This is a genomic window from Stutzerimonas tarimensis (assembly GCF_042648805.1).
In the GTDB taxonomy this organism is placed as follows: domain Bacteria; phylum Pseudomonadota; class Gammaproteobacteria; order Pseudomonadales; family Pseudomonadaceae; genus Azomonas; species Azomonas tarimensis.
This window is the reverse complement of the sequence record NZ_JBHRXZ010000022.1, coordinates 167,375-192,029: the sequence shown is the minus strand read 5'-3', so window position 1 is coordinate 192,029 and position 24,655 is coordinate 167,375. Positions and strand designations below refer to the sequence as shown.

Sequence of the window (24,655 nt, the reverse complement as noted above, 5' to 3'; positions counted from 1 at the left end):
CCCCGATCACGGGGCGTTTGCAGGCGGCTGGCGGGTTCAGCTGGCCTTGGCTTTGGCCGCCGCCTCGATCTTGCGGGTAATGTACCACTGCTGACCGATGGACAGGACGTTGTTGACCACCCAGTACAGGACCAGACCGGCCGGGAACCAGAGGAAGAAGAAGGTGAAGATGATCGGCATCAGCTTCATGATCTTCGCCTGCATCGGGTCCGGCGGCGTCGGGTTCAGCGCCATCTGGATGAACATGGTCGCACCCATGATCAGCGGCAGGATGAAGAAGGGATCCTTGATCGACAGATCGGTGATCCAGAACATCCAGGGCGCCTGGCGCATTTCGACGCTTTCCAGCAGTACCCAGTACAGTGCCAGGAACACCGGCATCTGCACCAGGATCGGCAGGCAGCCGCCCAGCGGATTGATCTTTTCCTTCTTGTACAGCTCCATCATCGCCTGGGACATCTTCTGGCGATCGTCGCCGTGCAGTTCCTTCAGCGACTGCATCTTCGGCGCAACGGCACGCATGCGCGCCATGGAGCGGTAGCTGGCGGCCGACAGCGGGAAGAACATCAGCTTGATCAGGATCGTCAGCACGATGATCGACCAGCCCCAGTTGCCCAGCACACTGTGGATAACCTGCAGCAGCCAGAAGATCGGCTGGGCGAGGAACCACAGGAAACCGTAGTCGACGGTCAGTTCCAGTCCCGGGGACAGCGCTTTCAGATCGTCCTGCAGTTTCGGACCGGCATACAGGGTAGCACCGACCTGGCCTTGCTGGCCGGCGGGCACGGTTACCGCATGGCCGGTATAGCCGATGATGTAATTGCCTTGGGAGTCGCGACGGGTCTGTACCTGGTTGGTGCTGTCGGCCGGCGGTACCCAGGCGGTGACAAAGTAGTGCTGCAGCCAGGCGACCCAGCCACCGACCACGGTTTCGCGAAGGTTGCGGCTTTCCATGTCGCCGCGTGAAACCTTGCGGTAGGGCTCGTCCGGAGTCCACATGGCTGCGCCGAGGTAGGTCGCGGTGCCGGTGGCGGTGGTCGAAGAGGGGTCGCCGCTGCCGTCACGCTTGAGCTGGGCGAACATGTAACCGGTCCAGGGCTGCTCGGTCTGGTTGTCGATCAGGTAATCGACCTGCAAGGCATGCTCGCCACGGCTGAGGGTGAAGCGCTTGATGTAGTCGACGCCGTTGTCGCTGAAATTCAGGTCGACCACCAGTTGCTGCTGGCCCTCGCCCAACTGGTATTGCTGCTGGGCGGTGGTGTACAGCGGCCGTCCGCCGGGCTGGTCCGGACCATCACCGATCAGGCCACTCTGGGCTTCATAGGTACGCTGGGGGCTGCGCTCGAACAGCTGGAACGGCACGTCCGGACGATCCTGCCGGCGTGGGTACTGCAACAGGTGCAGTTCGACGATGTCTCCACCACGCGGGTCTATGGCCAGGTCGAGGACGTCCGTGCGAACGCGGATCAGGTTCTGGCTTGGTGCGCTGGCAGGGATTGCCGCCGCCTGGTCGGTGGCGAGGGTCGGCACGTCGTCCGCCTGCCCTTCGAGGGCGGTGGGCGTCTCGGGCAGGGACGGCGCGTCGGTTCGTTGCTGCGCCGTTTCAGGCGGCATCTCCGGCTGACCGTAATCTGCGTTCCACTGGAGAATCATCAGGTAGGAAACGACTGCCAGGGCAACGAGCAGGATCGTGCGTTTGATATCCATTAGCTTAATCGGCCATCGAAGGAGAGGTTTTGGATGGGGAGCCCGGCACCGGGTCATAACCACCGGGATGCCAGGGATGACAGCGACCGAGGCGGCGTAGGCTCAGCCATCCACCGCGTAGCAGGCCATGGGTTTCCACGGCTTCATAGGCGTAGCAGGAACAGCTGGGGTAGAAACGGCAGTGGCTGGCCATCAAGGGGCTGATGGCGTAGCGATAAACCTGGATGGAGGCAAGCGCCAGCTTACGCATCGGATTTCGCTGAGGTTTCGTCATGGTGGCCTACGACAGGCTGTTGACGACCCAGGCGTTTCCATAACTTGCCAAATTGCCTGGCCAGTTCCGGGTTCGGCTGATCGCCCAGACCTTTGCGCGCGATGATCACGATGTCCCATCCCGCCAGATCCTGCTGATGCAGGCGGAAGGATTCACGAATCTGCCGCTTGATGCGGTTGCGCTCTACCGAGAGCTTGACGCTCTTCTTGCCGATGACCAGGCCTAGGCGGGGGTGCTCGAGCTCATTCTGGCGTGCCAGCAGCAACACCTGCCGACCGGGCACCTTGCCTGAAGGGGAGTCGAAGACTGATTTGAATTGCCGGGGTGTCAAAAGACGCTTTTCCCGACCGAAACTCCGACTCACCACCTGATCCGCTGTCTTCAGACGGTCAGACGCTTACGGCCTTTGGCACGACGACGGGACAGGACCTGACGACCATTCTTGGTGGCCATGCGGGCACGGAAGCCGTGGGTACGAGCGCGCTTCAGAACGCTGGGCTGGAAAGTACGTTTCATGATTGCTTACCTGGATGATCACACCAGGGACGGAATGACCCCGGCATAAAGAGACCGGCGATTGTAGAGAGGGCTGCGAGGCAGGTCAATTTCCAATCAGCATCTTTGCAAAGGCAGTTCGGACGGGAGCCGGCAGTGGATAACAGAAAGAAAGAGTTTAAAGAAAGCTTGTAACGTCAATTACTCTTAGGCGGCCACCTGTCTGTGGATAACTGCTTCGAGCCCGGCGCTGGTGCAGCTGACAAGGAGGTATAACCCACCGGGAAAGAGGGGGATGGGCGGTGGGGATCGCTGGGACAAGCTGAGGATAGAAAGGATATTTATCCACAGCCAGGATTATCCACGGTTTTGCCACTTCATCACCCCCAGGCCTCACCTTTAGTTATCCACAGACCTCCAGGAGGTGTCGGCATAAGCATCCGCAGCCCCCGACGAAAGCGCCATCAGGTAGGAAGTGCTTTGTGGATAAGCAGCTGGGGCAGTAGTACAATGCCGTGCTGCCCCGTCGCGCGCCGACCGGGTAGCAGCCCGTTGCGTTCCTTTGAGGTAAGTCCGTGTCGCTTGAACTATGGCAGCATTGTGTTGAGTTGTTGCGAGATGAACTGCCTGCCCAACAGTTCAACACCTGGATCCGGCCGCTGCAGGTGGAAGACGCGGGGCAAGAGCTACATATCTATGCGCCCAATCGATTCGTGCTCGATTGGGTCAATGAGAAGTACCTGACCCGCTTGATGGAGTTGATCAGCGAGCGAGCCACCGAGCATCCGCCGGTTCTGTCCTTGCGTATCGGTAGCCGCCGGTCGCCCACCTCGGCCCTGTCCTCCGCTTCGACGGCGCGTAACGCGACAGCCAGCAGCGCACCTCCTTCGGCAGCGGCTTCGGCAACTGAATCAGGCCAGGTTTCAATGGCAGCCCGGGCGAGTGAAGTGCAAGCCCAGGATGTAACCGCGGCTGGAGAGGTACCGCCGGTGCAGCCCTCGCGAGGCGAGCGGACTGTACAGGTCGAAGGTGGGCTCAAGCACACCAGCTATCTGAACCGCTCGTTCACTTTCGAGAATTTCGTCGAGGGCAAGTCTAACCAGCTCGCGCGAGCCGCCGCCTGGCAGGTGGCCGACAACATCAAGCATGGTTACAACCCGTTGTTTCTTTACGGCGGAGTCGGGCTGGGCAAGACCCACCTGATGCATGCAGTGGGTAACCATCTGCTGAAGAAGAACCCGAACGCCAAGGTCGTCTACCTGCATTCCGAGCGTTTCGTCGCCGACATGGTGAAGGCGCTGCAACTGAACGCCATCAACGAGTTCAAGCGCTTCTATCGTTCGGTGGACGCGCTGCTGATCGATGACATCCAGTTCTTTGCCAAGAAGGAGCGCTCGCAGGAAGAATTCTTTCACACCTTCAACGCACTGCTTGAAGGCGGACAGCAGGTCATCCTCACCAGCGACCGTTACCCGAAGGAGATCGATGGCCTCGAAGAGCGGCTCAAGTCCCGCTTTGGCTGGGGGCTGACGGTTGCGGTCGAGCCTCCAGAGTTGGAGACACGGGTGGCCATCCTGATGAAAAAAGCCGATCAGGCTCGGGTGGAATTGCCCCATGACGCGGCGTTCTTCATCGCGCAGCGAATCCGGTCGAACGTGCGCGAACTCGAAGGCGCGCTCAAGCGGGTGATTGCCCACGCTCACTTCATGGGACGCGACATCACCATCGAACTCATCCGCGAGTCGCTCAAGGATCTGCTGGCGCTGCAGGACAAGCTGGTCAGCGTCGACAACATCCAGCGCACCGTTGCCGAGTACTACAAGATCAAGATTTCCGATCTGCTCTCCAAGCGCCGCTCCCGTTCGGTCGCCCGCCCACGGCAGGTGGCCATGGCGTTGTCCAAGGAGCTGACCAACCACAGTCTGCCGGAAATCGGCGATGCCTTTGGCGGCCGCGATCACACCACCGTCCTGCACGCCTGCCGTAAGATCGCCGAACTGCGTGAGCTCGACGCGGATATCCGCGAAGACTACAAGAATCTGCTGCGTACCCTGACCACTTGATTAGCCACCCCTCTTAGCTTGGGAATCCGATCATGCATTTCACCATTCAGCGCGAAGCCTTGTTGAAACCCTTGCAGCTGGTGGCCGGCGTCGTCGAGCGGCGCCAGACCCTGCCAGTGCTTTCCAATGTCCTGCTGGTTATCGACGGGCAGCGGCTGTCGCTCACCGGCACCGACCTGGAAGTCGAGCTTGTTGGCCGGGTCGATCTCGAAGAGGCGGCCGACGCCGGCGAAATCACCGTGCCGGCGCGCAAGCTGATGGACATCTGCAAGAGCCTGCCGGCCGAAGCGATGATCGACATTCGCCTCGACGATCAGAAGGTGGTGGTCAAATCCGGCCGCTCCCGCTTCAGCCTGTCGACCCTGCCGGCCAGCGAGTTTCCCAGCGTTGAGGAAAGTCAGGGGTCGCTCACCTTTTCCCTGGCCCAGGGCAAGTTGCGGCGGCTGATCGAGCGCACCAGTTTCGCCATGGCACAACAGGATGTGCGCTATTACCTCAACGGCATGCTTCTCGAAGTGCATCAGGACCAGCTGCGCGCGGTGACCACCGATGGCCACCGCATGGCCCTGTGTTCGCTCAGCGCCGGCATCGGCCAGGGAGACCGCCACCAGATCATCGTGCCACGCAAGGGTATTCTGGAACTGGCGCGGCTGCTCACCGATCAGGACGGCGAGGTCAATATCGTCCTCGGTCAGCACCACATTCGCGCCACCACCGCTGATTTTACCTTTACCTCCAAGCTGGTGGACGGCAAGTTTCCTGACTACGAACGCGTGCTTCCCCGAGGCGGAGACAAGTTCGTCGTGGGTGATCGGCAACTGCTGCGCGAGGCCTTCAGCCGTACTGCCATCCTTTCCAACGAAAAATATCGTGGGGTACGCCTGCAGCTGCAGAGCGGTCTGCTCAAGATCCAGGCCAACAACCCCGAGCAGGAAGAAGCCGAAGAAGAGATCCTCGTCGAGTACGAGGGCAGCCCGCTGGAGATCGGCTTCAACGTGAGCTATCTGTTGGACGTGCTCGGCGTCATGGGCAGCGAGCAGGTCCGCCTGACCCTGTCGGACGCCAATAGCAGCGCACTCGTTCAGGAAGCCGACAACGGCGATTGCTCCTACGTCGTCATGCCGATGCGGCTCTGACCTACGCCCGATGTCGCTCAGCCGACTTTCGGTCACCGGCGTGCGCAACCTGCACCCGGTGACCCTCTCGCCCTCTCCTCGCATCAATATCCTTTTCGGCGCCAATGGCAGCGGCAAGACCAGCCTGCTTGAAGCCATCCACCTCCTTGGTATGGCGCGCTCCTTTCGCAGCAGCCGTGCTGCCCCTGTCATCGCTCACGAACAGGTCAGTTGCACCGTGTTCGGGCAGGTGGAAACGCCGTCCGGACAGACGCGTGCGCTAGGCATCGCACGTGAACGCAGTGGTGAGCTGCAGATCAGGATTGATGGGCAGTCCGTGCGCAGCGCGGCAGAACTGGCTGATGCCCTGCCCTTGCAACTGATAAACCCGGACAGTTTTCGGTTGCTCGAAGGTGCGCCGAAGCTCAGGCGGCAGTTTCTTGATTGGGGAGTGTTCCACGTGGAACGTCGCTTCCTGGGCGCCTGGCAGCGCCTCCAGCAGGCGCTGCGGCAACGTAACTCGTGGCTGCGGCATGGTACACTGGACGGCGCATCGCAGGCGGCGTGGAACCGTGAACTGGTGCTGGCCAGCGATGAGATCGACATGTACCGACAGGCCTATATTCAGGCGCTCAAGCCGGCGTTCGAGACGACGCTGGCCAGCCTGATTCAGCTGGATGATCTGAAACTGAGCTATTACCGCGGATGGGACAAGGACCGTCCGCTCGGTGAGGTACTACTCGGCTCGCTGGAACGTGATCGCCTGCTCGGGCATACCCAGGCCGGTCCGCAGCGAGCCGATTTGCGTATCCGAATCGGTCAGCACAGTGCGGCAGACATCCTTTCACGCGGCCAGCAGAAACTTGTGGTGGCTGCGCTGCGTATCGCACAGGGCCATCTGCTCAATGAAGTGAAGCGCGGTCGCTGCATCTATCTGGTGGATGACCTGCCTTCCGAGCTCGACGCGCAGCACCGGGGAGCGCTCTGCCAGTTGTTGGATGAGCTTGAGTGCCAGGTGTTCGTTACCTGTGTCGATCCGAACCTATTACGAGAAGGCTGGCGCAAACAGACGCCGGTTTCGATGTTTCACGTGGAACATGGTTGTATTGAAGAATCGGCCGATTCCCCAGGAGTGAAGGCATGAGCGAAAACCATACGTACGACTCCACCAGCATCAAGGTTCTGAAAGGCCTTGATGCCGTACGCAAGCGTCCCGGCATGTACATCGGCGACACCGATGATGGCACGGGCTTGCACCATATGGTCTTCGAGGTGGTGGACAACTCGATTGACGAAGCGCTGGCCGGCTACTGCAGCGAGATCAGCATCAGCATCCACCCCGACGAGTCGATTACCGTAAGGGACAACGGTCGCGGAATTCCGGTGGATATCCACAAGGAAGAAGGCGTTTCGGCGGCCGAAGTTATCATGACCGTCCTGCATGCCGGCGGTAAGTTCGACGATAATTCCTACAAGGTTTCCGGCGGTCTGCACGGTGTGGGCGTTTCGGTGGTTAACGCCTTGTCCGAAGAGCTGCAGATGACCATTCGCCGCGAAGGCAAGGTCTGGGAGCAGCTCTACCGTCACGGTGTGCCTCAGGCACCGCTGACTGCCGTCGGCGAGACCGACGGATCAGGCACCGAGGTCCACTTCAAGCCGTCCGCTGAAACCTTCGCCAATATTCATTTCAGTTGGGACATCCTGGCCAAGCGTCTACGGGAACTGTCGTTCCTCAATTCAGGCGTGGGCATCCTGCTGCGTGACGAGCGTAGCGGCAAGGAGGAACTGTTCAAGTACGAAGGCGGTCTGCGAGCCTTCGTCGAGTACCTGAACACCAACAAGACCATCGTCAACGAGGTGTTCCACTTCAATGTCCAGCGCGACGACGGTGTTGGCGTGGAAGTGGCGTTGCAGTGGAACGACAGCTTCAACGAAAACCTGCTGTGCTTTACCAACAACATTCCGCAGCGCGACGGCGGTACCCACCTGGCCGGTTTCCGTTCGGCGCTGACGCGCAACCTGAACCACTACATCGAGCAGGAAGGTCTGGCGAAGAAGTTCAAGGTCGCCACCACGGGTGACGACGCTCGCGAAGGCCTGACCGCGATCATTTCGGTCAAGGTACCGGATCCCAAGTTCAGCTCGCAGACCAAGGACAAGCTGGTCTCTTCCGAGGTGAAAACCGCCGTGGAACAGGAGATGGGCAAGCATTTCGCCGACTTCCTGCTGGAGCGTCCCAACGAAGCCAAGGCCGTCGTCGGCAAGATGATCGACGCGGCCCGCGCGCGTGAAGCAGCACGCAAGGCCCGCGAGATGACCCGTCGCAAGGGCGCGCTGGACATCGCCGGTCTGCCGGGCAAGCTCGCCGACTGCCAGGAAAAGGACCCTGCCCTCTCCGAACTCTACATCGTGGAGGGTGACTCTGCGGGTGGCTCGGCCAAGCAGGGCCGCAATCGCAAGACCCAGGCGATCCTGCCGCTCAAGGGCAAGATCCTCAATGTGGAGAAGGCCCGCTTCGACAAGATGCTGTCTTCCCAGGAAGTCGGCACCCTTATCACCGCGCTCGGTTGTGGCATCGGACGTGATGAATACAACGTCGACAAGCTGCGTTATCACAACATCATCATCATGACCGACGCCGACGTGGACGGCTCGCACATCCGCACCCTGTTGCTGACCTTCTTCTTCCGTCAGCTGCCGGAGTTGATCGAGCGGGGCTACGTCTACATCGCCCAGCCCCCGCTGTACAAGGTCAAGCGAGGCAAGCAGGAGCAGTACATCAAGGACGACGAGGCGATGGACGAGTACCTGACCCAGGCCGCACTCGAGGATGCCAGCCTGCATGTCAACGAGCACGCGCCGGGTATGGGAGGCGAATCGCTGGAACGCCTGGTCCACAAGTACCGCAGCGTACTCAAGACCCTCAAGCGACTCTCGCGGCTCTACCCCATGGAGCTTACCGAGCACCTGATCTACCTGCCTCGCATCGGTCTGGAGCAGCTGGGTGACGAGGCAGCCATGAACGAGTGGCTGGCGAATTTCGAAGCCAAGGTGAAGAGCACCGAGAAGTCCGGTCTGGTTTACCAGGTCAGCCTGCGCGAAGACCGCGAACGCCACCTGTGGCTACCTGAAGTGGAGATGACCGCCCATGGGCTGTCGAGCTACGTCACCTTCAACCGCGACTTCTTCGGCAGCAACGACTACCGCAACATCACCGCGCTGGGCGACGAGCTGAACAACCTGCTCGAGGAAGGCGCTTACGCCAAGCGTGGTGAGCGTCGCAAGCCCGTGTCCAGTTTCAAGGAGGCGTTGGACTGGCTGATGACCGAGGGTACCAAGCGTCACAGCTTGCAGCGCTACAAGGGTCTCGGCGAGATGAACCCTGACCAGCTCTGGGAAACCACCATGGATCCCAACGCCCGTCGCATGCTCAAGGTCACCATCGAAGATGCCATCGCGGCTGACCAGTTGTTCAACACGCTGATGGGCGACGCGGTGGAACCACGCCGCGAGTTCATCGAGAGCAATGCCCTGGCGGTGTCGAACCTGGATTTCTGATCCTTACCGCGTTTTACTTTGCCCCATCAAAACCCTGGCCCTGCGCCGGGGTTTTTCATTTCCGGCTCGACGCGGCGAAGCTGACCCTGACCAGCAGGCCACCCCCCTCGCTCTCGTCCAGCACTATGGAAGCGCGGTGGGCGCGGCAGATTTCGCCGACGATGGCCAGGCCCAGGCCTGCACCCGAGCGCTCGGTGTCCCGGCGGTAGAAGCGGGCGAAGACCCGATCGCGCTCTTCGGCGGGGATGCCCGGGCCGTCGTCGGTGACTTCCAGTACACCCTCGGGCAAGACTCTGATCACCACGTTACCCCCTCCGGGGGTATGCGCCAGGGCGTTGTCGACGAGGTTGGACAAGAGTTCGGTGAGCAGCGTGGGCTCGCCGACAATCCAGACCGGATGCCCTGCCTCCAGGGCCAGCGAGACGCCTCGCTTATGGGCCAGCGCCGCCATGGCCAGGCCCAGCTCGCGGGCGAGCACGGACAGGTCGAGTCGCTGGGCGCCGCCTTCGGCGATGGCCTGGGCGCCGCTTTCCACCCGTGCCAGCGACAGCAGCTGGTTGGCCAGGTGGATCAGGCGGTCGGTCGTGCTGGCAGCTTCTTCCAGGGTTTCTCGCCAGCGTTCGGGCTGCCTTTCGCGCAAGCCAAGTTCGAGGCGTGCTTTCAGCGCGGCCAGTGGTGTACGGAGTTCGTGGGAGGCATCGGCGATGAACCGCGCCTGGCGCTCGAACTGCTTGCGCAGTCGCCCGGTGAAGCCATTGAGGGCGCTGACCAGTGGAACGAGCTCGCGCTGTACGCTGACCATGGGCAGCGACCGGAGATCGTCGGGCTGGCGCTCGGCGACCGCCTCGCTCAGCCGTCCCAGTGGGCGCAGGCCCGCGCTGACCGCCAGCCACACCATCACCAGCGAGGCGAGTGCCAGCAGACCTGAGCGCCAAAGCGTATCGCTGAGCAGATCACGCGCGAGCCGCTCCCGGGCACCGAGGGTTTCGGCGACGCGTATCTCGGCGATACCGTTGAGTTGGGGCTCACTGACAGGCTGCAGCAGGCTGACCAGGCGAACGCCCTCCCCGGCATATTCCCCGTTGTAGAAGCGAGCCAGCGCGGGATAGTCGTCGGTGCGCGGGGTGCCTGGCGGCGGTGCGGGAAGGTCGGCGTAACCTGAAATCGATTCACCTTGCAGATCCAGCACCTGATAGTAGATGCGCCCGGCGCTGTCGTAGGCGAACATGTCCAGGGCCACATAAGGCACCAGGGCTTCGAGGCGCCCATCAGCCGTGAACAGACCATCGGCGATGGCCCGCGCCGAGGCCAGCAGGGTGCGGTCGTAGGCGGTATCGGCCGCCTCCCGGCCGTTCCAGTAGGCGCTCCAGCCGCCGATCAGGAGCAGTACCGCGAGCATCGCGGCCAGGCGCCGGAGCAGGCGCCCGCGCAGGCTGCCTTCGCTAGCCCCCATCCTGGGGCTCCAGCATGTAGCCAAGACCGCGGAAGGTGACGATGCGGATCGCCGCTCCGTCGAGCTTGCGTCTTAGCCGATGTACATAGATTTCCATGGAGTCGGCGCTGGCTTCCTCGTCCAGGCCGAATACCTGGGCGGCCAGCTGGTCCTTGCTCATCACCCGTCCGGGCCGGGTGATGAGCGCCTGGAGCACCGCCTGTTCACGGGATGTGAGACTCAGCGGCGCGCCGTCGAGGATGAAGCGCCGGGTGCCGAGATCGAATACCAAGGGCCCGCAGCGGTGCTGGTGCTCGCCACCGGCCAGGCTGCGGCGCAGCAGGGCCTTGACCCGCGCTTCGAGTTCGCTCAACTCGAAGGGTTTGGCCAGGTAATCGTCAGCGCCGAGATTGAGGCCATGCACGCGGTCCTGCACTTCGCCGCGGGCCGTCAGCATCAGCACCGGCAGGGTCTTGCCCCGCTCGCGCAGGCGCGACAGAACCTGAAAGCCATCCAGACGAGGCAGACCCACATCGAGAATCGCCAGGGCATAGTCCTCGCTGGCCAGGGCGAGATCGGCGGCGATGCCATCTTTCAGAAGATCCACCGTCCAGCCGGCCTGGCGCAACGTCTGGCCGACGCTGTCGGCCAACTGAGGGTGGTCTTCGACCAGCAGGATCCGCATCGGCTGTCTCCACATAGCTGTATCGAATGAGTTTAACCGGCCCGGAGGCAAGCTGCGCGAAGCGGTCGATCCCTGAAAGCTTGGCGAAAGCTTGACCCCCTAGCATCCACGCCTGACGACTCGATTCGTCCGTTTGGGCAGCCCTGCTGCCGTTCACAACAAAAACAAGAATGGAGAGTTCAATGCTGACATCCGTCAGACGTCCGTGCTCGCCCGCGCCCCTCGCGCTCGCCGTAGCCATTGTCGCCGCAGGCCTCGCCCCGCTCAGCCAGGCTGCTTTTCTCGAAGACAGCAACGCCACGCTGGAAGCTCGCAACGTCTATTTCAACCGCGACTTCCGCGAAGGGACTGGTCAGTCCAAGCGCGAAGAATGGGGCCAGGGTTTCATCCTCAACATCCAATCCGGCTACACCGAAGGCACCATTGGCGTGGGCCTGGACGCGCTCGGCATGCTCGGCCTCAAGCTCGATTCGAGCCCCGATCGCGCCGGCAGCGGTGTGCTGCCGGTGGGTGACAGCGGTCGCGCCGCCGACGAGTACAGCAAGCTTGGCCTGACCGGCAAGCTGAAGTGGTCGGAGACCGAGCTGAGGCTCGGCACTCTCATTCCGGAGCTGCCGACCCTGGCACCCAACGATGGTCGTCTGCTGCCGCAAAGCTTCGAAGGCGGGTTGCTGGTGTCCCAGGATATCGAAGGTCTGACCCTGACCGGCGGGCGCATCGACCGGACGAAACAGCGCGACTCGACCCATGCCGAGCGCCTGGCGCTGAACAACAAGAACAGCCGCTTCGCGGTCAAGGCCGAAGCCGATCACCTGACCATGCTGGGTTTCGACTATAGGATCAGCGAGACGCTGACCGGACGCTACCATGTGGCCGAGCTGGAAGACGTCTATCGCCAGCACTTCTTCGGCCTGCTTGTTGCCAAGCCAGCCGGTAGCGGGACGCTGTCGGCGGATCTGCGGTTTTCCATCAGTGACGATCAGGGTGCTTCCAACGCCGGTCAGATCGACAACCGGGCCCTCAACGGGTTGATCGGCTACAGCCTCGCGGGCCACAAGGTCAGCCTGGGCTATCAGCACTTGAGTGGTGACACCGGCTTCGCCTATGTCGATGGGACCAACCCCTTTCTGGTTAACTTCGTGCAGATCAACGATTTCGCCAACGCCGAACAGCGTTCGTGGCAGGCCCGCTACGACTACAACTTCGCGGCGGTCGGAATACCTGGGTTGAGTTTCATGACCCGCTATATCAGCGGCGACAACGCACGCATCACCGGCAGCGATGCCCGGGGTGATGAATGGGAACGCAACATCGAGCTTCGCTATGTCCTCCAGGATGGTCCTCTGAAGAACCTCGGCGTGCGCCTGCGCCATGCCAGCTTCCGGTCGGACTTCGCGCGTGACGCCGACGAGACCCGAGTCATTGTCAGTTACACCAAACCGATCTGGTAAATCCGTCCACAATAAGAATCAGAGAATATGCCCATGAAAACCGCACTCGCTCGTGTAGCGCTATTCACTTCCTGCCTGATGCTGTCCAGCCAGTTGCTGGCCGAGCCGAAGCGCCCTGAATGCATTGCTCCGGCCAAGCCCGGCGGCGGATTCGACCTGACCTGCAAGCTCGCCCAGAGCGGGTTCCAGGAATCCGAACTGCTCAAAGCGCCGATGCGCGTCACCTACATGCCAGGTGGCGTGGGGGCTGTCGCCTATAATGCCGTGGTCGCTCAGCGGGCGGATCAGCCCGGCACGATCACCGCTTTCTCCAGCGGTTCGCTGTTGAACCTCGCCCAGGGCAAGTTCGGCCGCTACGACGAAACCGCGGTGCGCTGGCTGGCGGCGATCGGCACCGACTACGGCGCCATCTCGGTCCGCGACGACTCGCCCTGGCAAACCCTGGATGACCTGGTCAACGCGATCAGGAAGAGTCCAGGCGGCGTGGTGTTCGGTGCCGGCGCAACCATTGGTGGTCAGGATTGGATGCAGACCGCGCTGATTGCCCGCGCCGCCGGGGTCGATCCGCAGAAGCTGCGCTACGTGGCTTTCGAAGGCGGCGGCGAGACCCTGACGGCGATGCTCGGCGGCCATGTGCAGGTCACCAGCAGCGGCCTGGGGGAAGTCACCCCCCAGCTGGAAGCCGGCAAGATCCGCATCCTCGCAGTGCTCTCCGACGAGCGCCTGCCGGGCAAGCTGGCCGACATCCCCACCGCCAGGGAACAGGGCTACGACATCAGTTGGCCGGTGATCCGTGGCTTCTACATGGGCCCCAAGGTCAGCGACGAAGAGTTCGACTGGTGGAAGACCCGTTTCGATGGCCTGCTGGCCGACCAGGACTTCGCCGCGCTGCGTGAGCGCCGGGATCTGTTCCCGCTGAGCCTGACCGGCCACGAGCTCGAGGCGTTCGTCCGTCAGCAGGTCGAACAATACAAGGCGCTCGCCGCGGAGTTCGGCCTGGTCAAGTAGTCCGCTTGTAGCCTGACAGGAGCTGGCGTCCGCCGGCTCCTGTCCCACCCTCCCGCGTCTCCGAGGAAACAACCATGTACGTTCGCGTCTTTGCGGCAGCCTGGCTGCTGCTCTGCGTCGGCCTGGCCGTGCTCGCCTGGGGCTTCCAGGCTCCCTTCGCCTACGACCCGGTGGGGCCTCGTGCCTATCCGCTGTTGCTTATCGTGCTGATGGCCGCCGGTTCGCTGTGGCTGATCTTCAAGCCGGGCAGCGACCCGGCACCTGTATTCGACAAGGCGATGGCGCACAAGGTGGTGCTTTGTGTCCTGGCACTGCTGGTCTACGCGCTGCTCTACGAGCTTCTCGGCTTTGTTCTCAGCACCTCGATCAGCGTGTTCGCCCTGGGCCTGCTGTTCGGTGGGCGGCCCCTGCCCTGCGCCATCAGCGCCGCGCTGATGGGGGGCCTGATGTTCGGCCTGTTCGACTACCTGCTCGACGTCCCGCTGCCGTTGGGCGTGCTTGGTCTCTTGGAGAACTGATATGGAAACGCTGAACTTCCTGATGCAGGGCTTCGATGTCGCCCTGCGCCCCTCCAACCTGCTGGTCGCGCTGTTTGGCGCCTTTGTCGGCACCATAGTGGGCCTGCTGCCCGGGCTGGGCCCGATCAACGGCGTGGCCCTGCTGCTGCCGATCGCCTTCGCCCTCGGCCTGCCGCCGGAAACCGCGCTGATCCTGCTGGCGGCCGTGTACCTGGGTTGTGAGTACGGCGGGCGCATCTCGGCAATCCTGCTCAACGTGCCGGGCGATGCCGCCGCCATCATGACTACTCTCGACGGCTACCCGCTGGCGCGCCAGGGCAAGGCGGGTATCGCGCTGTCACTGTCGGCGGTGTCGTCATTCATCGGCAGCGTCATTGCCACCTGCGGCGTGGTGCTGTTCGCCCCGCTGCTGGCGAAATGGGCGGTGGCCTTCGGTCCGGCCGAATATTTCGTGCTGATGGTGTTCGCCATCGCCTGCCTGGGCGGCATGGTCGGCAACAAGCCGGTCAAGACGCTGATGGCCGCGGCCATCGGCCTGGCGCTGGCCACGGTCGGGGTGGACTCCACCACCGGCGTATACCGCTTCACCTTCGGCAGCGTGAGTCTGTCCGATGGCATCCAGTTCGTCATCGTGGTGATCGGCTTCTTCAGCGTCAGCGAGATCCTGCTGATGCTGGAAAAGACCCACGCCGGGCAGAAGGCGGTCAAGGCCAGCGGGCGCATGCTGTTCAACGCCAGGGAGTTCGGTTCGACCCTCTGGACCACGATACGCAGCGGCGCCGCCGGTTTCGTCATCGGTACTCTGCCGGGTGCCGGTGCGACCATCGCCAGTGCCATGACCTACATGACCGAGAAACGCCTGGCCGGTGACTCTGGTCGCTTCGGTGAAGGTGACTTGCGCGGACTGGCGGCCCCCGAGGCGGCGAACAACGCCTCGGCCTGTGGTTCGCTGATACCTATGCTGACCCTCGGCGTGCCTGGCTCCGGTACCACGGCGGTGATGATCGGCGCCCTGACCCTCTACAACATCACCCCCGGCCCGCTGCTGTTCGAACAGCAACCGGACGTGGTCTGGGGCCTGATCGCGTCGCTGTTCATCGGCAACGTCATCCTGCTGATCATGAACATTCCCATGGTGGGCGTGTTCTCGCGAATGCTCAGCGTGCCCAACTGGGTGCTGGTACCGGCCATCACAGTGATCAGCCTGGTAGGCGTCTACGCGGTTCACAGCACCGTGTTCGATCTGGTACTGATGATCGGCCTGGGCGTGTTCGGCTACCTCCTGCGCAAGCTGGACTTCCCGCTCTCGGCATTGATCCTCGGCTTCGTACTGGGTGAAATGATGGAAGACAACCTGCGGCGTGCGCTGTCGATTTCCGGTGGCGACCTGGGTGTGCTCTGGGGCAGCTCCATCACCCTGATACTCTGGGCGCTGGTGGCGCTGATGCTGACCCTGCCGGGGCTGCGCTGGTGGCGTAGCCGCCGCAAGCTGGCCCTGGCCCGCGCGGCTGAGGCCTGAGCCATGCAGCGGCTGCCCGGCTGGTGGGCGACGCCGCTCATCGGCGCTCTGGGCGGCTGGCTGGCAACCCTCGCCGGCTGGCCGCTGCCCTGGATGATCGGCTCGCTGCTGGCGGTGATACTGGTGCGCTGCAGCGGATGGCGGGTCGGCGACCTGCCCCATGGTCGCAAGCTCGGCCAGGTGCTGGTCGCCACCGGCCTGGGTCTGCATTTCACCCGCGAGGTGCTGGAACAGGTCGTCAGTCATTTCGGGGTGATCTTCGCCGGTGCCCTGGGCACCCTCGGTCTCAGCCTGATCGGCATCCTGATCCTGCGCCGCGCCGGGGTCGATCGAGCCACTTCGTTCTTCGCCAGCATGCCGGGCGGCGCCAGCGAGATGGCCAACCTCGCCAGCCGCCACGGGGCCGACGTGCAGCGCGTCGCGGCTGCCCATAGCCTGCGTCTGCTGCTGGTGGTGCTGATCATTCCGGCGCTGTTCGCCTGGAAGCTGCCCGCGGCCGAGCCGCTGCCCTTGCCGGTGGACCTGCGCTGGCTGGCCGTCCTGCTGCCGGCTGGCCTGGCGGCGGCCCTGCTGCTGAGGCGCTGGCTTCCCAATCCCTGGATGTTCGGTCCGTTGCTGGTGTGCGGCCTGGCCAGCGCCAGCCTCGATTTGCACATCGCGCTGCCCGACGGGCTCGGCGCCATGGGCCAATGGTTGATCGGCTGTTCGCTGGGCAGCCATTTCGACCGACCGTTCTTTCGCAGCGCACCGGCATTCCTTGCCCGTGTCCTGCTTTTCACGCTACTGGCGATGCTGGCGGCGGCCGGGCTGGGCGAGGCACTCGGCTGGCTTGCCGAGATCGATCAGGTTTCGCTCATGCTGGGAATGATGCCCGGAGGCATTGCCGAGCTGAGCCTGACCGCCGAGGCGCTGCACCTGTCGGTGGCGCTGGTGACGGCCCTGCAGGTGCTGCGGCTGTTTCTCGTGTTGAGCCTGGCCGAGCCGCTCTATCGGCTCTGGCGCAGGCGCTGCGCTCAGTAGAGGCCGACGTTGAGCCCGAGCACCGGACCGCTGTGCAGGGTGCGGTTGCCGTCACCGGAAAAGTCCGAACGCAAATAGCGGTAGCCGGCGAACAGGTGGGTTTGGCCGAACAGCCGCAGGCGACCCTGTAGGCCGTACTCGATGCTCTCGTCGACATCCCCATGGGTCAGTCCCTGGGGAGTGAAGAAGCCGTAGCCGCCGACTCGCAGTGCCGGGATCGGCGTGGCACTGAACACCGAACCGCCTATACCGAGGCCGCCGCCGTTGCCGAGGTCGGTGTCCTGGTACTGGTAACGTCCGCCGACGGCGATGTCGAGTTCGATGATCGCCGGTGAGAACATCAGCGAGCCGCTGTAGATCTGCGCATCATGGCCACGGTCGTCGGTGTGCAGATAACCGATTCCGGCGCGTACCCCGGGGGTCACGACCTGGCTTGCATCGATACCAAAGGAATTGCTGCCGCCGGTAATGGTGAGATTCACCGCCAATGCCGACTGACTGGCCAGCAGCAGCCCCGAGGTCATGAGCAGCATGCCGAATGGCGTTTTCATTCTGTTGAGCTCCCTTGCCTGTTTGCCTGTGCGAACCTTCAGCGATCAGGGTCGCATGACGGCGGCGCCTGTCGAACCGCCGGGTTGCAACTCAAAGTTTCTCCAGGCAGCCGGCCAGGTCGTCGGCCAGTCCCTCGATAAACTGTTCGTAGCCCTGCGCTGTGGCCGGTGTTTCGGTGCCCAGTGGATCGAGTTCGGCGCTCTGCACCGGCAGGCCGGCGGTCAGGGTGTCCACCAGTCGCGGCCGCAGAGGCGGTTCGCTGAATACGCAACTCGGGCCGGTTTGCTCGAGGCGTTGACGCAGCTGGGCGACGTGACGGGCGCCCGGCTGTACTTCGCCGCTGAGGTTGAAGACGCCCTCATGCTGCAGACCGTAGGCGGCCTCGAGATAGTCGTAGGCTTGGTGGAAGACGAAGTAGGGCTTGCCCTGCACCGCCACGATCCGCTGGCGCAGGCGTTCGTCCAGGGCGTCGAGCCGTTCGCCGAAGGCCTGCAGGTTTTCCGCGTAGTGCTCGGCATTGGCCGGGTCGGCTTGGCCCAGGTCGGCGGCCATCCGCGCGGCGATCACCCGGGCGTTGGCCGGCAGCAGCCAGAGGTGCGCGTCGAGGCTGCCGGGCTTGTGGTCATGATCGTGGTCGTGGCCATGCGCCTGACCATGGCTTTGGCCCTGATGGCTCTGGCCGTGATCAGCCTCGGCCGGCTCGCGTTCGTGGAAGTAGCGCAGCTGCAGTCCGGGCAGCTCCTGGACCGCCAGTGCCGGCACCTGACGGGCCTTGAGTACGTCGATCAGGAAGCCCTCCATGTCCGGACCGATCCAGTAGAAAAGCTCGGCATTACCCAGGCGCCTGAGGTCAGACGGACGCAGCGAATGGTGGTGCGCCGAGGCGCCAGGAGGCAGCAATAGTCCGGGTTCGCCCATGCCGTCCTGCACGGCGGCGGCGATCAGCTGCAGCGGTTTGATGCTGGTCAGCAGCCTGACCTCCGCCTGTGCCGAGGCAGAGACTACCAGCAGTGCGCTCAAGCTCAGCGCCGAGACGAAAGAACGAAACATGAAGGACTCCAGGAAAAGCGACAAGAGACCAGGCGAACGCGGTAGTTCGCCATGGATTGTTATAGAATAACGTCTCTTTTGCCGAGCGTCGCCGCCATGAGCTCTCATCCCCTCGCCTGCAGGCCCCACGATCACCAGCGTTGCGTTCGTCATGCGCTGGCCGAAGCCGATCAGATCTGTGCCCGTCAGGGCGTCAGGCTCACGGCGTTGCGCCGGCGGGTACTGGAGCTGGTCTGGCAGAGTCACAAGCCGCTGGGCGCCTATGATCTGCTTGCTACCCTCAGCGAACAGGACGGCCGTCGGGCGGCACCGCCGACGGTGTACAGAGCGCTGGATTTCCTCCTGGAAAACCGCCTCGTTCATCGCATCGCCTCGCTGAATGCCTTCATCGGCTGCACCCATCCCGACCATCCGCATCAGGGCCAGTTTCTCATCTGCCGCCAGTGCCACAGTGCCATCGAGCTGCAGAGCCCGGGCATCAGCTCGGCCATTGGCGAGGCGGCTGCCGAGCAGGGCTTCGCCGTCGAAGGCGAGACGGTGGAAGTGGTGGGCCTGTGCGGCAGCTGTCGGAGCGGTACATGAGCGAACCCCTGATCCGCCTGGCGGGCGTCTCGGTCGGTTACCGTGGCGAGACGGTGCTCGAGGATGCGCGGCTGGAAGTCAGGCCCGGCGAAATCGTCACCCTGATCGGCCCCAACGGCGCCGGCAAGACCACCCTGGTGCGGACGGTGCTGGGGCTGCTCAAGCCGGACGCCGGCAGCGTCTGGCGTCAGCCGGGCCTGCGGATTGGCTACATGCCACAGAAGTTGCACGTGGATGTCACCCTGCCGCTGTCGGTGGAGCGCTTCCTGCGCCTGGTCCCTGGGGTCAGCCGGCGCGATGCGCTGGATGCGCTGCAGCAGGTTGGCGCGCCCAAGGTGATCGACGCGCCGCTGCAGAAGATCTCCGGCGGCGAAACCCAGCGGGTGCTGCTCGCCCGGGCCCTGCTCCGTGCCCCTGGCCTGCTGGTGCTCGACGAGCCGGTGCAGGGCGTGGACGTGGCCGGCCAGGCCGACCTGTACCGGCTGATCACCCAACTGCGCGATCGCCATGGCTGTGGCGTGCTGATGGTCTCTCACGACCTGCACCTGGTGATGAGCACCACCGATCAGGTGGTTTGCCTCAACCGTCATGTGTGCTGCTCCGGGCATCCCGAGCAGGTCAGCGGGGACCCGGCCTTCGTCGAGCTGTTCGGCAACGATGCCCGCAGTCTCGCCATCTATCACCACCATCACGACCACGCCCACGACCTGCACGGCAGTGTGCTGCGTCCGCACAAGCACGACGAGAACTGCGACCACAAGCATGATGCCTGACTTCCTGATCAACGCCCTGCTCGCCGGCCTCGGTCTGGCGCTGGTGGCCGGGCCGCTGGGATCCTTCGTGGTCTGGCGGCGCATGGCCTATTTCGGCGATACCCTGTCCCACGCCGCGCTGCTTGGTGTCGCCCTCGGGCTGATGCTCGACGTGGCGCCGATGCTGGCAGTGACCTTCTGCTGCGTGCTGCTGGCGGTCCTGCTGGTGACCCTGCAGCAGCGCCAGCCGCTGGCCTCCGACACTCTGCTGGGCATCCTGGCCCATAGCACCCTGTCGTTGGGACTGGTGGCGCTGAGCTTCATGACCGACGTGCGCATCGACCTGATGGCCTACCTGTTCGGCGACCTCCTGGCAGTGGACGGCAGCGATCTGGCCTGGCTGCTGGGTGGCAGCGCGCTGGTCATGGCGATACTGGTGCCCCTATGGCGGCCGCTGCTGGCGGTCACCGTGCATGAGGAACTGGCAAGGGTGGAGGGCCTGCCGGTGATGGCGATCCGCCTGGCGCTGATGCTGCTCATTGCGGTGGTGATCGCCGTGGCGATGAAGATCGTCGGTGTGCTGCTGATCACCTCGCTGCTGATCATCCCCGCTGCCGCCGCCCAGCGTCATGCCCGTACTCCGGAACAGATGGCGCTGGGCGCCAGCCTGCTGGGCATGCTCGCAGTGTGCGCCGGGCTGACGCTGTCCTGGTACCAGGACACGCCGGCCGGGCCTTCCATCGTGGTCAGCGCCGCGGCGCTGTTCCTGCTGAGCTTTGCCCTGCCAAAGCGGGCCTGATCGCCCGTAGGGTGGGCTTCAGCCCACCCACCCCCAGCGGGTCACGCCGGGATCGCCTTCGCCCTGGGCTCGCGCGCCCAGATGCGGTGCCTGGCCAGGGCGGCGAAGAAGTCCGCCTTGACCTGATCCAGCCCGCTGCCCACCAGCAGGCCCTCGTCGGGCTGCAGCTTGAGGCCGATGATCAGGTCCTTCGCCTCGCCCAGCACGGCGATGGGTTTGAGGTGCTTGTAGGCTTCCAGCAGGTAATGCAGCGCCTCGCCGTCCCCCATCATCGCCTGTACTGCGTCCGCTCCGCCGGGTACGAACACCGCGTCGAACATGATCGAAGGCTTGCCGCGCATCGGCGCATCGGGGGTCAACTCGTTGCCGTCGGCAGTCCTTACCGGTGCGGCGGAGGGGCCTACAAGCATGGTCATGGCGCCCTCCTCCATCAGCGCGGATTTCAGCGCCGCCACCGCCTGCCCGTCGCTGCCGTCGGCGATCATCACGGCCACCTTGCGTGACTTGATGTTGCCGCTGAGCAGGTTGGCCTCGCTCAACGCCGGCGAGATGGAAATCTGGCTCGGCCGCGGCGCCACGGTCGGCCCGGCAGGCGGCGCCACGCCGATCTTCTCGGCCACCCGGGTGGCCAGGGTCATGTCGATATTGGCGAGGATCTGGTAAACCTCTCGCTCGCGGATATGCATTCGGTCGACGCTGGACAGCTCGAAGGCATAGGCCGATATGATGTGCTCCTTCTCCGCCTCGCTCATGCTGTTCCAGAACAGCGTGGCCTGGGAGAAGTGATCGGAGAACGACTCGCTGCGCTGGCGGATCTTGTGCGCCTCGATGCGCTCCGGGTAGCTCTCGAAGCCACCGCCCTGCGCCGCCGGCGGGGTCTCCTTCGGCCAGCCGTTGTCGATGGAGTTGGGCTCGTAGGCGGCGCGGCCCTTGTCGATGGTCATGCGGTGCATGGCGTCGCGCTGGTTGTTGTGCAGCGGCGCCACCGGCCGGTTGATCGGCAGCTCATGGAAGTTCGGCCCGCCGAGGCGGCTGATCTGGGTGTCGGTGTAGGAGAACAGCCGGCCCTGCAACAGCGGGTCGTTGCTGAAGTCGATCCCCGGCACGATATGGCCCGGGTGAAAGCTGGACTGCTCGGTCTCGGAGAAGAAGTTGTCCGGGTTGCGGTTGAGGGTCATCCTGCCGAGCTTCTGCACCGGCACCAGTTCCTCGGGAATGATCTTGGTGGGGTCGAGCAGGTCGAAGTCGAACTTGTGCTCGCCCTCCTCCTCGACGATCTGCACCCCCAGCTCGTATTCGGGGTAGTCGCCGTTCTCGATGGCTTCCCAGAGGTCGCGGCGGTGGAAATCCGGGTCCTTGCCGGCGATCTTCTGCGCCTCGTCCCAGACCAGCGAATAGACACCCGACACTGGCTTCCAGTGAAACTTCACGAAGCGGCTGCGACCCTCGCCGTCTATCACGCGGAAGGTGTGTATGCCGAAGCCTTCCATCGCCCGGTAGCTGCGCGGGATGGCGCGGTCGGACATGGCCCACATCACCATGTGCGCCGACTCCGGAACCAGCGAGACGAAGTCCCAGAAGGTGTCGTGGTTGGTGGCGCCGGTGGGGATCTCGTTGTGCGGTTCGGGCTTAACCGCGTGGACGAAGTCGGGAAACTTGATCGCGTCCTGGATGAAGAACACCGGCATGTTGTTGCCGACCAGGTCGAAATTGCCCTCGTCGGTATAGAACTTGGTGGCGAAGCCGCGCACATCGCGCACGGTGTCGGCCGAGCCGCGCGGGCCCTGTACGGTGGAAAAACGCACGAACACCGGCGTTTCCTTGCCCGCTTCGGCGAGAAACGAGGCCTTGGTCAGCCAGCTGTGGTTGGCGTAGCTGACGAATACCCCGTGGGCGGCCGTGCCGCGGGCATGCACGATGCGCTCGGGGATGCGTTCATGGTCGAAGTGGGTGATCTTCTCGCGCATGAGAAAATCTTCCAGCAGAGACGGCCCGCGGGGCCCGGCTTTCAGGGTGTTCTGGTTGTCGGCGATCTTCACGCCCTGGTTGCTGGTCAGCGCTTGTCCGGTGGCATCGGAACGGAAGGTCTCGAGGCTGTCGGTCTTGGCGTTGCGGTTCTGCCGGTCGGTGGTATCGGTACCGGCCAGTTCGCTGGGGGTGGGCTTGTCATCTGCCATCGGGGTCTTCTCTCCATCAGTATCAAAGGGCAAGCGATTCACCTCCTGGTGTACGGCCTCCTCAAGCGAACCGCTCAGGCATGTGCTAGTTAGTGACCGGGGGCAGCGCCCAGCGTTCTTCGGGAGCCATGAGCCTTGTCTATGGGTCTCATGGTTTTCGCCTATCACGGCCGCTGCGGGTGGCCGCTGGCATGTCGCTCCCTATCAGACGCAGGCCCGATGTGATCGAATTCGACCAGGTATCCAAGCACTACCGCGCCGGCGGGCGGGACATCGCTGCCCTGCAGCCCACCAGCCTGTGCATCGATAGCGGCGAGGTGTTCGGCCTCGTTGGCCATTCCGGTGCCGGCAAGAGCACCCTGCTGCGGCTGATCAACCGGCTGGAGGCGCCGAGCAGCGGCCGCATCCTGGTCGACGGCGAGGAGGTCACCGCGCTGGATGCGGCTGCTCTGCGGCGCTTTCGCCAGCGGGTGGGGATGATCTTCCAGCACTTCAACCTGCTGGCTTCGAAGACCGTGGCGGACAACGTCGCCCTGCCCCTGCGCCTAGGTGACGACCGGCCGGCGCGGGATGTCAGAGCGCGGGTAGAAGAACTGCTGGCGCGGGTCGGGCTGGGCGACCAGGCCGACAAGTATCCGGCGCAGCTCTCCGGCGGGCAGAAACAGCGGGTCGGCATCGCCCGGGCGCTGGCCACCGGGCCGAAGGTGCTGCTCTGCGACGAGGCCACCAGCGCGCTGGACCCGCAGACCACCACCCAGGTGCTGGCGCTGCTGGACGAAATCAACCGCGAGCTGGGGCTGACCATCGTGCTGATCACCCATGAGATGGACGTGATCCGCCGGGTCTGCGACCGGGTCGCGGTGCTCGAGGCCGGCCGCATCGTCGAGCATGGGCCGGTGGCCGAAGTCTTCCTGCACCCGCAGCATCCCACCACCCGACGGTTCGTTCAGGAAGCCGAGCACATCGACGAGGCCGAACAGCGTGACGATTTCGCCCATGTGCCCGGACGCATCCTGCGCCTGACCTTTCGCGGCGAAGCCACCTTCACCCCGCTGCTGGGGCGCATCGCACGGGAGACCGGGGTCGACTACAGCATCCTGGCCGGACGCATCGACCGCATCCGCGCCACGCCCTACGGGCAGCTGACCCTGGCCCTGGTGGGCGGCGACCTGCCCGCCGCCACCGCCGCGCTGGAGGCGGCCGGCGTGCATCTGGAGGTACTGCGCTGATGGATGCCCTGCTCGCCAACGTGGACTGGTACGAGATCTGGCTGGCCACCCTCGATACCCTGCTGATGCTCGGCGGCTCGCTGCTGTTCACTGTTCTGTTCGGTCTGCCGCTGGGGGTGCTGCTGTTTCTCGCCGGGCCGCGCCAGTTGCTGGAGAACCGGCCGCTGTACGCCCTGCTCTCGCTGGTGGTCAACGTGCTGCGCTCGCTGCCGTTCATCATCCTGCTGATCGTGATGATCCCGCTGACGCTGCTGCTGGTGGGCACCTCGCTGGGGGTCGCCGGGGCCATCCCGCCGCTGGTGGCCGGGGCCACGCCGTTCTTTGCCCGGCTGATGGAAACCGCCCTGCGCGAAGTGGACCGCGGCATCATCGAAGCCATGCAGGCGATGGGCGCCAGCACCCGCCAGATCGTCTGGCGTGCCCTGCTGCCGGAGGCGCGCCCGGGGATCATCGCCGCGGTCACGGTCACCGCGATCACCCTTGTGTCCTATACCGCGATGGCCGGTGTGGTGGGCGCTGGTGGCCTCGGTGACTTGGCGATTCGCTTCGGTTACCAGCGCTTCCAGACCGATGTGATGGTGGTAACGGTGGTCCTGCTGCTGGTTCTGGTACAGCTGCTGCAAACCCTGGGTGACCGGTTGGTCGTCCACTATTCCCGCAAATGAAGGA

23 protein-coding genes are annotated in these 24,655 nt (G+C 63.9%); 14 read left to right on the top strand and 9 right to left on the bottom strand.

The window, feature by feature from the left end; all coding sequences use genetic code 11:
- Nucleotides 1-36: 36 nt before the first annotated feature.
- The 4 genes from yidC to rpmH are packed head-to-tail and all read right to left on the bottom strand — an operon-like array spanning nucleotide 37 to nucleotide 2,497.
- Nucleotides 37-1,707 (bottom strand): membrane protein insertase YidC, encoded by a 1,671-nt coding sequence (yidC, locus tag ACFOMF_RS10040; RefSeq protein ID WP_386364372.1) that lies wholly within the window; start codon nucleotides 1,705-1,707, stop codon nucleotides 37-39.
- 4 nt (nucleotides 1,708-1,711) lie between these two features.
- Entirely contained in the window at nucleotides 1,712-1,957 is a 246-nt protein-coding gene (gene yidD / locus ACFOMF_RS10035; protein ID WP_386364370.1) for a membrane protein insertion efficiency factor YidD, read from the bottom strand.
- On the bottom strand, nucleotides 1,950-2,345 hold the full coding sequence (gene rnpA / locus ACFOMF_RS10030) for a ribonuclease P protein component (protein WP_386364368.1): 396 nt from the start codon (nucleotides 2,343-2,345) through the stop codon (nucleotides 1,950-1,952). The genes yidD and rnpA overlap by 8 nt, the downstream gene beginning before the upstream one ends.
- Before the next feature lie 17 nt (nucleotides 2,346-2,362).
- A complete protein-coding gene (rpmH, locus tag ACFOMF_RS10025; protein WP_144572581.1) occupies nucleotides 2,363-2,497 on the bottom strand; it encodes a 50S ribosomal protein L34 in 135 nt (44 codons plus the stop codon).
- A gap of 554 nt (nucleotides 2,498-3,051) precedes the next feature.
- Here rpmH and dnaA point away from each other — a divergent pair.
- Genes dnaA through gyrB form a run of 4 tightly spaced genes read left to right on the top strand, consistent with a single transcriptional unit; the run spans nucleotide 3,052 to nucleotide 9,212 of the window.
- Nucleotides 3,052-4,539 (top strand): chromosomal replication initiator protein DnaA, encoded by a 1,488-nt coding sequence (dnaA, locus tag ACFOMF_RS10020; RefSeq protein WP_386364365.1) that lies wholly within the window; start codon nucleotides 3,052-3,054, stop codon nucleotides 4,537-4,539.
- A gap of 32 nt (nucleotides 4,540-4,571) precedes the next feature.
- Nucleotides 4,572-5,675, top strand: a complete 1,104-nt coding sequence (gene dnaN / locus ACFOMF_RS10015; RefSeq protein ID WP_386364363.1) for a DNA polymerase III subunit beta — start codon at nucleotides 4,572-4,574, stop codon at nucleotides 5,673-5,675.
- Nucleotides 5,676-5,685: 10 nt separating this feature from the next.
- Nucleotides 5,686-6,798: a DNA replication/repair protein RecF gene (gene recF / locus ACFOMF_RS10010; protein WP_386364361.1), complete on the top strand. Its 1,113-nt coding sequence runs from the start codon at nucleotides 5,686-5,688 to the stop codon at nucleotides 6,796-6,798.
- Complete coding sequence (gene gyrB / locus ACFOMF_RS10005; protein ID WP_386364359.1) at nucleotides 6,795-9,212, top strand: DNA topoisomerase (ATP-hydrolyzing) subunit B; 2,418 nt, start codon at nucleotides 6,795-6,797, stop codon at nucleotides 9,210-9,212. The genes recF and gyrB overlap by 4 nt, the downstream gene beginning before the upstream one ends.
- A 55-nt stretch (nucleotides 9,213-9,267) precedes the next feature.
- On the opposite strand, the gene ACFOMF_RS10000 is transcribed toward gyrB, so the two are convergent.
- A complete protein-coding gene (locus tag ACFOMF_RS10000) occupies nucleotides 9,268-10,665 on the bottom strand; it encodes a sensor histidine kinase (RefSeq protein ID WP_386364357.1) in 1,398 nt (465 codons plus the stop codon).
- The gene (locus ACFOMF_RS09995) at nucleotides 10,655-11,329 is read right to left on the bottom strand and encodes a response regulator (protein WP_386364355.1); all 675 of its coding nucleotides are present in this window, start codon (nucleotides 11,327-11,329) and stop codon (nucleotides 10,655-10,657) included. The genes ACFOMF_RS10000 and ACFOMF_RS09995 overlap by 11 nt, the downstream gene beginning before the upstream one ends.
- Before the next feature lie 182 nt (nucleotides 11,330-11,511).
- On the opposite strand from ACFOMF_RS09995, the gene ACFOMF_RS09990 reads away from it, so the two are divergent.
- The 5 genes from ACFOMF_RS09990 to ACFOMF_RS09970 all read left to right on the top strand — a co-directional run bounded on the left by ACFOMF_RS09990 (nucleotide 11,512) and on the right by ACFOMF_RS09970 (nucleotide 16,845).
- Nucleotides 11,512-12,780: an OprD family porin gene (locus ACFOMF_RS09990; protein WP_386364353.1), complete on the top strand. Its 1,269-nt coding sequence runs from the start codon at nucleotides 11,512-11,514 to the stop codon at nucleotides 12,778-12,780.
- Between the two features lie 33 nt (nucleotides 12,781-12,813).
- Nucleotides 12,814-13,788, top strand: a complete 975-nt coding sequence (locus ACFOMF_RS09985; RefSeq protein ID WP_386364351.1) for a tripartite tricarboxylate transporter substrate binding protein — start codon at nucleotides 12,814-12,816, stop codon at nucleotides 13,786-13,788.
- Between the two features lie 74 nt (nucleotides 13,789-13,862).
- A complete protein-coding gene (locus ACFOMF_RS09980) occupies nucleotides 13,863-14,306 on the top strand; it encodes a tripartite tricarboxylate transporter TctB family protein (RefSeq protein WP_386364349.1) in 444 nt (147 codons plus the stop codon).
- A 1-nt stretch (nucleotide 14,307) separates the two neighbouring features.
- A complete protein-coding gene (locus ACFOMF_RS09975; protein ID WP_386364348.1) occupies nucleotides 14,308-15,825 on the top strand; it encodes a tripartite tricarboxylate transporter permease in 1,518 nt (505 codons plus the stop codon).
- Nucleotides 15,826-15,828: 3 nt separating this feature from the next.
- On the top strand, nucleotides 15,829-16,845 hold the full coding sequence (locus tag ACFOMF_RS09970; RefSeq protein WP_386364346.1) for an AbrB family transcriptional regulator: 1,017 nt from the start codon (nucleotides 15,829-15,831) through the stop codon (nucleotides 16,843-16,845).
- Here ACFOMF_RS09970 and ACFOMF_RS09965 read toward each other — a convergent pair.
- Both ACFOMF_RS09965 and ACFOMF_RS09960 read right to left on the bottom strand, forming a co-directional pair.
- The gene (locus ACFOMF_RS09965) at nucleotides 16,839-17,396 is read right to left on the bottom strand and encodes a YfaZ family outer membrane protein (RefSeq protein ID WP_386364344.1); all 558 of its coding nucleotides are present in this window, start codon (nucleotides 17,394-17,396) and stop codon (nucleotides 16,839-16,841) included. The genes ACFOMF_RS09970 and ACFOMF_RS09965 overlap by 7 nt on opposite strands.
- Nucleotides 17,397-17,487: 91 nt before the next feature.
- Nucleotides 17,488-18,447 (bottom strand): zinc ABC transporter substrate-binding protein, encoded by a 960-nt coding sequence (locus ACFOMF_RS09960; protein WP_386364342.1) that lies wholly within the window; start codon nucleotides 18,445-18,447, stop codon nucleotides 17,488-17,490.
- A gap of 96 nt (nucleotides 18,448-18,543) precedes the next feature.
- On the opposite strand from ACFOMF_RS09960, the gene ACFOMF_RS09955 reads away from it, so the two are divergent.
- Genes ACFOMF_RS09955 through znuB form a run of 3 tightly spaced genes read left to right on the top strand, consistent with a single transcriptional unit; the run spans nucleotide 18,544 to nucleotide 20,580 of the window.
- Nucleotides 18,544-19,029, top strand: coding sequence for a Fur family transcriptional regulator (locus tag ACFOMF_RS09955; RefSeq protein WP_386364340.1), 486 nt, complete (start codon nucleotides 18,544-18,546; stop codon nucleotides 19,027-19,029).
- Nucleotides 19,026-19,802, top strand: coding sequence for a zinc ABC transporter ATP-binding protein ZnuC (znuC, locus tag ACFOMF_RS09950; RefSeq protein ID WP_386364338.1), 777 nt, complete (start codon nucleotides 19,026-19,028; stop codon nucleotides 19,800-19,802). Before ACFOMF_RS09955 ends, znuC begins: the two co-directional genes overlap by 4 nt.
- Nucleotides 19,795-20,580: a zinc ABC transporter permease subunit ZnuB gene (gene znuB, locus ACFOMF_RS09945; RefSeq protein WP_386365789.1), complete on the top strand. Its 786-nt coding sequence runs from the start codon at nucleotides 19,795-19,797 to the stop codon at nucleotides 20,578-20,580. The genes znuC and znuB overlap by 8 nt, the downstream gene beginning before the upstream one ends.
- Before the next feature lie 41 nt (nucleotides 20,581-20,621).
- Here the strand turns inward: znuB and katE are convergent, their stop codons facing one another.
- Entirely contained in the window at nucleotides 20,622-22,790 is a 2,169-nt protein-coding gene (gene katE, locus ACFOMF_RS09940) for a catalase HPII (RefSeq protein WP_386364336.1), read from the bottom strand.
- 188 nt (nucleotides 22,791-22,978) lie between these two features.
- Here katE and ACFOMF_RS09935 point away from each other — a divergent pair, with 188 nt between their 5' ends.
- Nucleotides 22,979-23,986: a methionine ABC transporter ATP-binding protein gene (locus ACFOMF_RS09935; protein WP_386365787.1), complete on the top strand. Its 1,008-nt coding sequence runs from the start codon at nucleotides 22,979-22,981 to the stop codon at nucleotides 23,984-23,986.
- Complete coding sequence (locus ACFOMF_RS09930; RefSeq protein ID WP_386364334.1) at nucleotides 23,986-24,651, top strand: methionine ABC transporter permease; 666 nt, start codon at nucleotides 23,986-23,988, stop codon at nucleotides 24,649-24,651. The genes ACFOMF_RS09935 and ACFOMF_RS09930 overlap by 1 nt, the downstream gene beginning before the upstream one ends.
- Nucleotides 24,652-24,655 lie beyond the last annotated feature (4 nt).